Annotated in this window: 12 protein-coding genes; 8 read left to right on the top strand and 4 right to left on the bottom strand. The window is 63.2% G+C overall.

Annotated elements, in window-relative coordinates:
• Positions 1-701 (bottom strand): dihydroxy-acid dehydratase (locus EN925_RS07120; RefSeq protein ID WP_206616510.1); only part of this gene is annotated, 701 nt, incomplete at its 3' end.
• 146 nt (positions 702-847) lie between these two features.
• On the opposite strand from EN925_RS07120, the gene EN925_RS07115 reads away from it, so the two are divergent.
• Entirely contained in the window at positions 848-1300 is a 453-nt protein-coding gene (locus tag EN925_RS07115) for a carbon monoxide dehydrogenase subunit G (protein WP_013528005.1), read from the top strand.
• Between the two features lie 30 nt (positions 1301-1330).
• Here EN925_RS07115 and EN925_RS07110 read toward each other — a convergent pair whose 3' ends face one another.
• Positions 1331-2512: an Mrp/NBP35 family ATP-binding protein gene (locus EN925_RS07110; RefSeq protein WP_127365781.1), complete on the bottom strand. Its 1182-nt coding sequence runs from the start codon at positions 2510-2512 to the stop codon at positions 1331-1333.
• 269 nt (positions 2513-2781) lie between these two features.
• Here EN925_RS07110 and EN925_RS07105 point away from each other — a divergent pair, with 269 nt between their 5' ends.
• The gene (locus EN925_RS07105; protein WP_063169927.1) at positions 2782-3159 is read left to right on the top strand and encodes a VOC family protein; all 378 of its coding nucleotides are present in this window, start codon (positions 2782-2784) and stop codon (positions 3157-3159) included.
• Between the two features lie 11 nt (positions 3160-3170).
• On the opposite strand, the gene EN925_RS07100 is transcribed toward EN925_RS07105, so the two are convergent.
• Together EN925_RS07100 and EN925_RS07095 are read right to left on the bottom strand one after the other, a co-directional pair.
• The gene (locus EN925_RS07100; protein ID WP_013528008.1) at positions 3171-4175 is read right to left on the bottom strand and encodes an inorganic phosphate transporter; all 1005 of its coding nucleotides are present in this window, start codon (positions 4173-4175) and stop codon (positions 3171-3173) included.
• 3 nt (positions 4176-4178) lie between these two features.
• Positions 4179-4820 (bottom strand): DUF47 domain-containing protein, encoded by a 642-nt coding sequence (locus EN925_RS07095; RefSeq protein WP_013528009.1) that lies wholly within the window; start codon positions 4818-4820, stop codon positions 4179-4181.
• 151 nt (positions 4821-4971) lie between these two features.
• On the opposite strand from EN925_RS07095, the gene EN925_RS07090 reads away from it, so the two are divergent.
• The 6 genes from EN925_RS07090 to EN925_RS07065 form a co-directional block, all read left to right on the top strand.
• Positions 4972-5886: a LysR family transcriptional regulator gene (locus tag EN925_RS07090; protein WP_013528010.1), complete on the top strand. Its 915-nt coding sequence runs from the start codon at positions 4972-4974 to the stop codon at positions 5884-5886.
• Positions 5887-6062: 176 nt separating this feature from the next.
• Positions 6063-6542 carry a formate dehydrogenase subunit gamma gene (locus EN925_RS07085; RefSeq protein WP_023811689.1) on the top strand — a complete coding sequence of 160 codons (480 nt, stop codon included), beginning with the start codon at positions 6063-6065 and terminating at the stop codon, positions 6540-6542.
• A complete protein-coding gene (locus EN925_RS07080; RefSeq protein ID WP_127368389.1) occupies positions 6539-8095 on the top strand; it encodes an NADH-quinone oxidoreductase subunit NuoF in 1557 nt (518 codons plus the stop codon). Before EN925_RS07085 ends, EN925_RS07080 begins: the two co-directional genes overlap by 4 nt.
• 10 nt (positions 8096-8105) lie before the next feature.
• Positions 8106-11018, top strand: a complete 2913-nt coding sequence (fdhF, locus tag EN925_RS07075) for a formate dehydrogenase subunit alpha (RefSeq protein WP_127368388.1) — start codon at positions 8106-8108, stop codon at positions 11016-11018.
• Between the two features lie 2 nt (positions 11019-11020).
• Entirely contained in the window at positions 11021-11851 is an 831-nt protein-coding gene (fdhD, locus tag EN925_RS07070; RefSeq protein ID WP_127368387.1) for a formate dehydrogenase accessory sulfurtransferase FdhD, read from the top strand.
• Positions 11841-11980 (top strand): formate dehydrogenase subunit delta (locus EN925_RS07065; RefSeq protein ID WP_164894151.1); only part of this gene is annotated, 140 nt, incomplete at its 3' end. The genes fdhD and EN925_RS07065, both read left to right, overlap by 11 nt.

The following is an 11980-nucleotide window of genomic DNA, read 5'->3' as shown; positions in this document are numbered from 1 at the left end:
CGGTAGGGCGCGGGAATGGCGGCCGAGCCCGGCAACTGCATGCCAAGCGCCTCGGCCAGCGAGTTCATCGTGGTGGCGGTGCCCATGGTGTTGCAATAGCCGGTGGACGGCGCCGACGAGGCGACGATGTCCATGAACTCGTCATAATCGATCTCGCCGGCCGACAGGCGCTGGCGTGATTCCCAGACGATGGTACCGGAGCCGGTGCGCTTGCCCTTGTGCCAGCCATTGAGCATCGGCCCGACCGACAGCGCGATCGCCGGAATGTTGACGGTGGCCGCTGCCATCAGCAGCGCCGGCGTCGTCTTGTCGCAACCGATGGTCAGCACGACGCCATCGAGCGGGTAGCCGTAAAGCACCTCGACCAGGCTGAGATAGGCAAGGTTGCGGTCGAGCGCTGCGGTCGGGCGCTTGCCGGTCTCCTGGATCGGATGGCAGGGGAACTCGAACGGAATACCGCCCATCGAGACGATGCCTTCGCGCACACGCTTGGCCAGTTCGATATGATGACGGTTGCAGGGCGACAGATCCGAGCCGGTCTGGGCGATGCCGATCAGCGGCTTGCCGGACATCAGTTCGGCGCGCGTCAGGCCGTAATTGAGATAGCGCTCGAGATAGAGAGCCGTCATGCCCGGATTGTCGGGATTGTCGAACCACTCCTGCGAGCGAAATTTTTTCTTATGGGTGGGGGCGCCTGCCATCATGGTCTCCGTATTTGTAAGACAAATCGATATGGCAACGCGCGGGAGCAGGCAAGAGGGCGTGCGGTCGCAACCGGACTTTGGTGCGATAGACACGCACTAAGCCGTGCGTTACGGGTTCGGACAGTCTTGTCCGGGAGGTTTTCATGGCTTTGGTGATCGAAGGCGAGGAGCGCATTGCCGCACCGCTGCAAAAAGTGTGGGAAGCGCTGAACGATCCCGAGGTCTTGAAGGCGACCATTCCCGGTTGCCAGAGCCTGGAGATGAAGTCGCCGACCGAGATGGCGGCAACCGTGGTGGTGAAGATCGGACCGATCAAGGCGACGTTCAACGGCGAAGTGACGCTGAAGAACCTGAAGCCGCCGCACTCCTACACCATCCAGGGCGAAGGCAAGGGCGGCATTGCAGGCTTCGCCAAGGGTGGCGCCGACGTGACGCTGACGGCAGATGGACCCGACGCCACGATATTGAACTACGCGGCCAAGGCCGATGTCGGCGGCAAGATCGCCCAACTCGGCAGCCGGCTGATCGAATCGACCTCGAAGAAACTGGCCGGACAGTTTTTTTCCAGTTTCGGCGAGAAGGTCGGCGCGGCCTAGGCTGCAGAGCGGCGGCGGCTACCGAACAAGCTACTCGAAAACAATACTCGGCACCGCCGCTGCCGCAGCACCACGCTCTTCGTTAACCCGGTCCCAGACCTTCGAGGCGATGTCGCGGTAGATTTTCGCCTCGGCGCCGTCGGGCTTGGAGACGACAACCGGCGTGCCGGCATCCGAGCTTTCGCGAATGCCCATCTCGAGCGGCACCTCGCCGAGGAAGGTGACGCCAAGGCGCTCGGCCTCGCGCCGCGCCCCGCCATGACCGAAGATGTCGTAGCGCTTGCCGGTGTCCGGGGCGATGAAATAGCTCATGTTCTCGACGATGCCGAGCAGCGGCACGTCGACCTTCTTGAACATGTTGAGGCCTTTTCGCGCGTCGATCAGGGCCAAGTCCTGCGGCGTCGAGACGATGACGGCGCCAGCCAGCGGCACCTGCTGGGCCATGGTCAGCTGCGCGTCGCCGGTGCCGGGCGGCATGTCGACGACGAGCACGTCGAGACGGCCCCATTCGACTTCACGCAGCATCTGCGTCAGTGCCGACATCACCATCGGGCCACGCCAGATCATCGGCGTTTCCTCGTCGACGAGGAAACCCATCGACATCACCTTCAGGCCGTAATTCTCCATCGGTTTCAGGATCTTGCCGTCGACGGTCTGCGGCCGGCCGTGGATGTTGAGCAGCCTTGGCATGGACGGGCCGTAGATGTCGGCATCGAGCACGCCGACGCGCAGGCCGTTGGCGGCGAGGCCGAGCGCGATGTTGACGGCGGTGGTCGACTTGCCGACGCCGCCCTTGCCGGAAGCAACGGCAATGATCCCCTCGATACCGGGTACGCCACGCTTGCCCGAGCTGTGCGAGGCCGGCGCGTGCGGAGCCGCACGCGGCGCGGCGGCAGCGGGCGCAGCCGGCGGAACGGGCCTGGGTGCGGGGCGCGACGGAACCGGCGCCTCCATGCCGCCGCCCTTCTTCTCGGCCGTCAGCGCGACGACGGCGCCGGCGACACCGGGGATCGCCTTGACGACACGCTCGGCAGCGGCGCGCAGCGGCTCCATTTCCTGGGCGCGGGCGGCGGGAACGGTAATCGAGAAGAAGACCTTCCCGTCGGCGATGAAAATTTCCGAAACCATGCCGAGGTCGACGATGTTGCCGGTGAAATCCGGTCCGTTGACCGTCTTCAGACGCTCGGTGACGATTTCCTTGGTGACGGACATGGCAGTTTTTCCTTACGCAGCTTGCGCCTGAGATGCAGCTTGCACCTGAGATAATGCAGTTTCCGGACAGAACCAAGCCGTGGAGCAATGGCTGTCATGGCGTGCCTGAAAAACCGGCGGGTCCTGCCGGATTTCATCCGCGCCAAACGTCCTCCAGATAAGCGAGCGCCGATGCGGCCAGCAATCAATCCAGCCGACAGTCGCCAAACGATCGCGGCGACCTATTTCAACGACCAGCACGGGACCGACAAGCCGAGAAGGAGGCGATTATGCTCGCAAACAGCAACGCAACGGCAAATCTGGCGGTAAGCGATCTGGCAAAGGCCAAGGCTTTCTACGAAGGAACGCTTGGCCTGAAACAGGTGCAGGATGAGGGGGGCGAACTGATCGTGTACAAAAGCGGCGATACCACCCTCAACGTCTATCATTCCCAATTTGCCGGAACCAACAAGGCGACAGCGGTGACCTGGATGGTTGGCGACGAGATCGGCAACATCGTCAAGGAGCTGAAGTCGAAGGGCGTCGCCTTCGAGCACTATCAAATGCCGGGCTTGACGCTGGAGGGCGATCTCCACGTCGGTTACGGAATGAAGGTTGCCTGGTTCAAGGATCCAGACGGCAACATCCTGAACCTTGTGGACAGGTAGATTTCTTCACCTCACCTCGCCAGGCCAACCGCGAGGTAGGTGAGCGCCGAAATCAAAGCGGTGGCCGGCAAGGTAACGATCCAGGCGATGACGATGTTGCCGGCAATGCCCCAGCGCACGGCCGAGACGCGGCGGGCGGCGCCGACGCCGATGATGGCGCCGGTGATGGTGTGGGTGGTCGATACGGGAACGCCGAGCCAGGTCGCCGCAAACAGCGTGATCGCCCCACCGGTTTCGGCGCAAAAACCCTGCATCGGGTTCAGCCGGGTTATCTTCGAGCCCATGGTGTGGACGATGCGCCAGCCGCCGAACAGGGTGCCGAGCGCCAGTGCCGACTGGCAAGTGAGGACCACCCACAGCGGCACGTAGAAAGTCGCGCCGAGCATGCCTTGCGAATAGAGCAGCACGGCGATGATGCCCATGGTCTTCTGGGCGTCATTGCCGCCGTGCCCGAGGGAATAGAGCGAGGCGGAAAAGAACTGCATGACGCGGAAGGTGCTGTCGACCGCAAACGGCGTCTGGCGCACGAAGAGCCACGAGACGACGAGAACCAGGACGAGCGCCAGGATAAAGCCCGTCGCTGGCGACAAGACGATTGCCGCGACCGTCTTGCCAAGCCCGGTCCAAACGATGGCGCCCACGCCTGCCTTCGCAACACCGGCGCCGACCAGGCCGCCGATCAGCGCATGCGAGCTGCTCGAAGGGATGCCGGCGATCCAGGTGACGATGTTCCAGACGATGGCGCCGACCAGGGCTGCAAAGATCACCGCCGGGGTGACGATGCTGACGTCGACGATGCCTTTGCCTACGGTCTCAGCAACGTGGAGGCCGAAGAACATGAAGGCGATGAAATTGAAGAATGCCGCCCACAGCACCGCATATTGCGGCCGCAGCACGCGGGTGGAAACGATGGTGGCGATGGAATTGGCGGCGTCGTGCAGGCCGTTGAGAAAGTCGAAGAACAGTGCGACGGCGACGAGGCCGGCCAGCACGGGAAAGGCAATGGTTGCTTCCATCACCTAGACATTCTCAATGACGATGCCGCTGATCTCGTTGGCGACGTCCTCGAAGCGGTCGACCACCTTTTCCAGTTGGCCATAAATCTCGCTTCCGATCATATAGGCCATCGGATCGCTGCTGCCGTGCTTCCTGAAGAGATCCTTCAGCCCTTGCTCGTGCAGGTCGTCGGCCCGGCTTTCGACGCGCATCACCTCTTCGGCGATGGCGTTGAGGCGCACAGTATGCGTTGCGACCTTGTTGAGCAGCGGGATCGCCTCGGCCACCAGCTTGGCGGCGGCGACGATGACGCCACCCATTTCCTGCATCAGCGGATCGAACTCCTTGCGCTCGAACAGCTTCACCGTCTTGACCGTCTTGTGCATCATATCGATGGCGTCATCCATCGACTGGATCAGGTCCTTGATGTCGCCGCGATCGAAAGGCGTGATGAAGGAGCGCCGTACAGCCAGCAGGACTTCCGCGGTGATGTGGTCGGCCTCATCTTCGAGATCGATGATTTTCTGGCACCAGAGATCGATATCCCTGCCCTGGAGAAGCTGCTCCAGCGCCTCGGCGCCGCCGACCACGGTGCGGGAATGTCGTTCGAACAGGTCGAAGAAGCGATCTTCGCGCGGCAAAAGCTTGCGGAACCAGCCCAGCATGGTCGATCTCCCAGTTTCATCCACATAGCGCCGCATTCAGCCGCGGGAAACAGGTAGCCGGCTTAAAGGTGTGGATGCAGGGCAATTGTGCGTGGCGCTTGCGGTAGAGCACAATTTCCCCGACCTTGCAGCGAACGACCGGAAAGATCACATGATCGACAAGCTGGAATTCTTCATCGCGCTCGCCAGGGAGGAGCATTTCGGCCGGGCGGCGGAGGTGTGCGGCGTCACGCAGCCGACGCTGTCGGCCGGCATCAAGCAGTTGGAAGGCCAGCTTGGCGTCATGCTGGTTCTGCGCGGCTCACGCTTCCAGGGGCTGACGCCGGAGGGAAAACAGGTGCTGGTGTGGGCACGCCGCATCGTCGGCGACACCAGGACCATGCGCGAGGAAATGCGCGCGGCGCGCCACGGACTTTCGGGCCGTATCCGCATCGCCGCCATCCCGACGGCGCTCGCCATGCTGCCGCGGCTGACGACGCCATTTCGCGAAAAGCATCCCGGCGTCACCTTTTCGGTGCTGTCGCGGACCTCGATCGAGGTGCTGTCGCTGCTCGGCAATTTCGACATCGATGCCGGCATCACCTATCTCGACAACGAGCCGCTGGGGCGGGTGACCAGCGTGCCGCTCTATGACGAGCGTTACCAACTGATCACCGCGATGGGAAATCCCTATTCCGACCGCGACAAAGTGACATGGGCGGAGCTCTCAAGCCTGCCGCTGTGCCTGTTGACGCCGGACATGCAGAACCGCCGCATCATCGACCAGCATCTGGCCGAAGCCGGCGTGCAGGTGCGACCGACGCTGGAATCCAATTCGATGATCGTGCTGTTTTCGCACATCCGCACCGGCAAATGGTCGTCGATCATGCCGCTCAACCTTGCGGAAACATTCGGCTTTTCCGAACCGATCCGGGCCATTCCAATCATCGAACCAGACGCCAGCCACACGGTCGGCCTGGTGGCGACACCGCGCGAACCGCACACACCTTTGGTCTCGGCGCTGCTGGACGAGGCAATGGCGCTGGCGGACGATTTCCATGCCAACCGTTCCGCTAGACAGGGTTAGTCAAACGGAACGATAGAAGATTTCTATCGTACAACGAAACCGCTTTATTGATTTCAGAGGTTTTCTCTGGTTTCTTAAGCACTTAGCGATAAAGCGGCACGCGCATGTCGTTGTTCCAAAACAGCTTGATGCTTTTGGCCGATATGCGTGGGTCGCTACGATAGGGAGGGCGCTGCATGACAATGCAGCCTGCAAGTACCGAGATTACGTCGCGCACGGCCGCGATCATCCAGGAGATGAAGGGGCTCGAAGGCCCTTTGCTGCCGATCCTCCACGGCATCCAGGAAGAGTTCGGCCATGTGCCCAAGGATGCGCTGCCGGTCATCGCCGAGGCGCTGAACATTTCCAGGGCCGAGGTGCACGGCGTCGTCAGCTTCTATCACGATTACCGAAGCCATCCGGCAGGCCGGCATGTGTTGAAGCTCTGCCAGGCGGAATCCTGCCAGTCCATGGGGTCGGATGCCATCGCCGCCAAGCTGAAGCAACTGCTGGGCATCGGCTTTCATGAAACGACCCGCGACGGTTCGGTGACGCTGGAGCCGGTCTACTGTCTCGGCCTGTGCGCCTGTTCGCCCGCCGCCATGCTCGATGGCGAGGTGATCGGACGGCTCGATGACGAGAAGCTCGACGAGATCGTTGCAGAGGTGCGCTCATGATCCCGCGTATCTACATTCCCGGCGATTCCGGTGCGCTGGCGCTTGGTGCCGAAAAGGTCGCCAAGGCGATCGCCGGCGAACTCGCCGAGCGCGGCATCGAGGCCAAGATCGTGCGCAATGGTTCGCGCGGCGCCTATTTCCTCGAACCGATGGTCGAAGTCGCTACAGCCAACGGCCGCATCGCCTACGGGCCGGTCAAACCGTCCGACGTCAAAAGCCTGTTCGACAGCGGCTTCCTTACCGGCGGCCATCATAAACGCTGGCTGGGCGCGCCGGACAAGATCCCCTTCCTGGCCAAGCAGACGCGGCTGACTTTCGCGCGCTGCGGCGTCACGGATCCGCTGTCGCTCGAATCCTACAAAAAACATGGCGGGTTGAATGGACTGATGAACGCGCTGGCGCTGACGCCTGCCGCCATCGTCGCAGAGGTGACCGAATCGGGCCTGCGCGGACGCGGCGGCGCCGGCTTCCCGACCGGCATCAAATGGAAGACGGTGCTCGATACAGCAGGCGACCGCAAATACATCGTCTGCAACGCCGATGAAGGCGACTCCGGCACTTTCGCCGACCGCATGATCATGGAGGGCGATCCCTTCGTGCTGATCGAAGGCATGACGATCGCCGGTATAGCCACGGGCGCGACCAAGGGCTTCGTCTATGTCCGCTCGGAATATCCGCATGCGGTGGCGGCGATGAACAAGGCCGTCGAGATCGCCCGCAAGGCCGGCGTTCTTGGCGCCAGCGTGCTGGGTTCCCCTCACGCGTTCGACATGGAGATCCGGGTCGGCGCCGGCGCCTATGTCTGCGGCGAGGAGACGGCGCTGCTCGATTCGCTCGAGGGCAAGCGCGGCATGGTACGCGCAAAGCCGCCTCTGCCTGCGCATAAGGGGCTGTTCGGCAAGCCGACGGTGATCAACAACGTCATCAGCCTAGCCTCTGTGCCTGTCATCATGGACAAGGGTGGGGCCTTCTACAAGGATTTCGGCATGGGCCGCTCGCGCGGCACGATCCCGGTCCAGATCGCCGGCAATGTCAAATTTGCAGGGCTGTTCGAAGCCGCTTTCGGTATGACGCTTGGCGAGATCGTCGACGAGATCGGCGGCGGCACGGCCACCGGCCGGCCGGTCAAGGCAGTGCAGGTCGGCGGACCGCTCGGCGCCTATTTCCCGCGCGCGCTGTTCGACACGCCATTCGACTATGAAGCCTTCGCGGCCAAGGACGGGCTGATCGGCCATGCCGGTATCGTGGTGTTCGACGACACCGCCGACATGCTGAAACAGGCGCGCTTCGCCATGGAGTTCTGCGCCATCGAAAGCTGCGGCAAGTGCACGCCCTGCCGCATCGGCTCGACGCGCGGTGTCGAGACCATCGACAAACTCGCCGCGGGCATCGAGCCGGAGAAGAACCTCGCTCTGGTCACCGACCTCTGCAACACGATGAAATTCGGCTCGCTCTGCGCGCTGGGCGGCTTCACGCCCTACCCCGTGATGAGCTCGATCACCCATTTCCCCGACGACTTCAAGCCCGCGCCCGTGCGCGTGGCTGCCGAATAGGAGCTGGCAGATGAACATCAAGGCCGACTTCCCCTCCCTCGTCGAAGAGATCGACTACGGAACCCCGCAATCGAAGGCGCAGAAGCAGGTCACGCTGAACGTCGACGGGCGCAGCATCACCGTGCCGGAAGGCACCTCGATCATGCGTGCCGCGATGGAGGGCGGGGTCGAGATCCCGAAGCTCTGCGCCACCGACATGCTGGACTCCTTCGGTTCGTGCCGTGTCTGCCTTGTGGAGATCGAAGGACGCGGCGGCACGCCGGCATCCTGCACGACGCCTGTCGGCGAAGGCATGATCGTGCGCACGCAGACCGAGCGGCTCGATGCCATTCGCCGTGGCGTCATGGAGCTCTACGTCTCCGACCATCCGACCGGCTGGAACGAACAGGCCGGAACCGGCGCCAGCGAGTTCGACGCGGTGGCGAAGTCGATCGGTCTGACCGAGAACCGCTACGGCATCGAGGGCCGCAACCACGTCAAGCCGGAAGGTGGCGTGGCGCCCGGCCATGGCTCGCTGGCAGTCGATTACATCGCCCGCGACGAATCCAACCCCTATTTCACCTATGATGCCTCGCAATGCATCGTCTGCTCGCGCTGCGTGCGGGCGTGCGAAGAAGTGCAGGGCACGTTTGCGCTGACCATCGAGGGACGCGGCTTCGAATCCCGGGTTTCGGCGGGAATGCACGAGGCGTTCATCGATTCGGAATGCGTGTCCTGCGGCGCCTGCGTCCAGGCCTGCCCGACCGATGCGCTGCGTGAGAAGACGGTGCTTGCCAAGGGCCTGCCGGAGCGCTCGGCCGTCACCACCTGCGCCTATTGCGGCGTCGGCTGCTCGTTCAAGGCCGAGGTGAAGGGTGACGAAGTCGTTCGCATGATGCCCTACAAGGAGGGCAAGGCGAACCACGGCCATTCCTGCGTGAAGGGCCGTTTCGCCTATGGCTACGCCACCCACAAGGACCGCATCCTGTCGCCGATGATCCGCGAAAAGGTCACCGATCCGTGGCGCGAAGTAAGCTGGGAAGAGGCGATCGGCCATACCGCCAAGGAATTCCGCCGCATCCAGTACCAGTACGGACGCACCGCGATCGGCGGCATCACCTCGTCGCGCTGCACCAATGAGGAAACCTACCTCGTCCAGAAGATGGTGCGGCAGGGTTTCCGCAACAACAATGTCGACACCTGCGCACGCGTCTGCCATTCGCCGACGGGCTACGGGCTCGGCCAGACATATGGCACGTCTGCCGGCACGCAGGATTTCGATTCCGTCGACTTCACCGATGTCGCCGTCATCATCGGCGCCAATCCGGCTTCCGCTCACCCGGTGTTCGCCTCGCGGCTCAAGAAGCGGCTGCGCCAGGGCGCCAAGCTGATCGTGCTCGATCCGCGCCGCACCGAGATGGTCAAGTCGGCCCATATCGAAGCGGATTACCACCTGCCGCTGAAGCCCGGCACCAATGTGGCCGTGCTGACGGCGCTGGCGCATGTGATCGTCACCGAGGGCTTGTTCGACGAAGCCTTCATCCGCGAACGTTGCGACTGGACGGAGTTCCAGGATTGGGCATCGTTCGTCGCCTTGCCGGAAAACAGCCCCGAAACCGTCGGCAAATTGTCCGGCGTCGATCCCGAGCTGATCCGCGGTGCTGCGCGTCTCTACGCCACCGGCGGCAACGGCGCGATCTATTACGGCCTGGGCGTGACGGAACACAGCCAGGGTTCGACCACTGTGATGGCAATCGCCAATCTCGCCATGGCCACCGGCAATATCGGCCGGCCCGGCGTCGGCGTGAACCCGCTGCGCGGCCAGAACAACGTGCAGGGCTCCTGCGACATGGGCTCGTTCCCGCATGAGCTGCCCGGTTATCGCCACATCTCCGGCGAAGCCGTGCGCGATATCTACGAGACCTTGTGGGGCGTGAAGCTGGACGACGAACCCGGCCTGCGCATCCCCAACATGCTGGACGCCGCCGTCGACGGCAGCTTCAAGGGCATCTACATCCAGGGCGAAGACATTCTGCAGTCCGATCCCGACACCAAGCATGTCGCAGCCGGCCTTGCCGCGATGGAATGCGTCGTCGTGCACGACCTCTTCCTCAACGAGACGGCGAACTACGCCCATGTCTTCCTGCCGGGCTCGACCTTCCTGGAGAAGGACGGCACCTTCACCAACGCCGAGCGCCGCATCAACATGGTGCGCAAGGTTCTTGAGCCGAAGGCGCGCTACGCCGATTGGGAGGCGACGCAGGAGCTTGCCCGCGCGATCGGGCTGGACTGGAACTATAAGCATCCCTCCGAAATCATGGACGAGATCGCGATGACCACGCCGAGCTTCGCCGGCGTCTCCTTCGAGCTGCTCGACCGTGTCGGGTCCGTGCAATGGCCCTGCAACGAGAAGGCGCCGCTCGGCACCCCGATCATGCATATCGACGGGTTCGTGCGCGGCAAGGGCAAGTTCATCCGTACCGAATATGTGGCGACGGACGAAAGGACGGGGCCGCGCTTCCCGCTGCTGCTCACCACCGGCCGCATCCTGTCGCAGTACAATGTCGGCGCGCAGACCAGGCGCACCGATAACAGCATGTGGCATTCGGAGGACCGGCTGGAGATTCATCCGCACGATGCCGAGAACCGCGGCTTGCGCGACGGCGACTGGGTCCGGCTGACCAGCCGCTCGGGCGAGACGACGCTGCGCGCGCTGATCACCGACCGGGTGTCGCCCGGCGTGGTCTACACGACGTTCCACCATCCGGACACGCAGGCCAACGTGATCACCACCGACTTCTCCGACTGGGCGACCAACTGCCCGGAATACAAGGTGACGGCGGTGCAGGTCGGCGCCTCCAATGGGCCGTCGGAATGGCAGCGCGACTATGACGAGCAAGCCAAGCAGAGCCGGCGCATCGCGTCTTTGCAGGCGGCGGAGTAGTCTTGAGCGCGCGGCGCAAAGCCACGACGCAGGTATCGCGGCTGGCGCACCGCGCCAGCGGCACTGCTACGGCGAACCGCATGGTGCCGGAAGAGACGCCGGTGGCGTTCTCCTTTGCCGGCACCACGCATGCGGTGATGATGGCAAGCCCGGCCGATTTCGAGGATTTCGCGCTTGGCTTCTCGCTGACCGAGGGCATTGTAGCTGCGCCGGAGGAGATCGAAGCCATCGAGGTCGAGGACCATGGCGCCGGCATCGACATCCAGATCCGGCTGAAGGACCGAGCCAACACGCGCTTCGAAGCGCGGCGGCGAAGGCTCGCGGGTCCGGTCGGCTGCGGGCTCTGCGGCATCGAATCGATCGAGGAAGCGATGCGTTCGGTGGATGCGGTTGGTGTGTCAAAGCTTACGCTTGATGCCAACGATATTGTCCGTTCGGTCAAGCTTTTGTCGAAAGTGCAGCCGCTGCACACCGAGACCGGAGCCGTGCACGCCGCCGGCTTCTATGTGCCCGGCAAGGGCATCGTCATGGCGCGCGAAGATGTCGGCCGTCACAATGCGCTCGACAAGCTGGCGGGTGCGCTGGCCAAAGCCGGCATCGAGGGCGCATCCGGTGCTGTCGTGGTGACATCCAGGGTTTCGGTCGAAATGGTGCAGAAGACGGCTTCTATCGGTTCGGCCTTCATCATCGCCGTCTCGGCGCCGACCGCCCTTGCCATCCGCACGGCGCAAGAGTCCGGCATGACGCTGGTGGCGCTGGTTCGCGGCGACGATTTTGATATTTTCACCCACCCCGACCGGGTGGTTTGCGGAGTTGCCAAGCATGTCGCATGACGAAGAACACATTATGAGCACCGCCGAGAAGCTGGTGCGCATGGCAAACCAGATCGCCGACTTCTTCCATTCCAAGCCGCGCGAGGAAGGCATTGCCGGCGTCGCCGAGCATATCAACAAGTTCTGGGA

Origin of the sequence: Mesorhizobium sp. M7A.F.Ca.US.006.04.2.1 (assembly GCF_004022915.1) — a bacterium.
Taxonomy (GTDB): domain Bacteria; phylum Pseudomonadota; class Alphaproteobacteria; order Rhizobiales; family Rhizobiaceae; genus Mesorhizobium; species Mesorhizobium ciceri.
The sequence above is the reverse complement of the archived record's forward strand: the minus strand, read 5'-3'. Positions and strand labels throughout refer to the sequence as shown.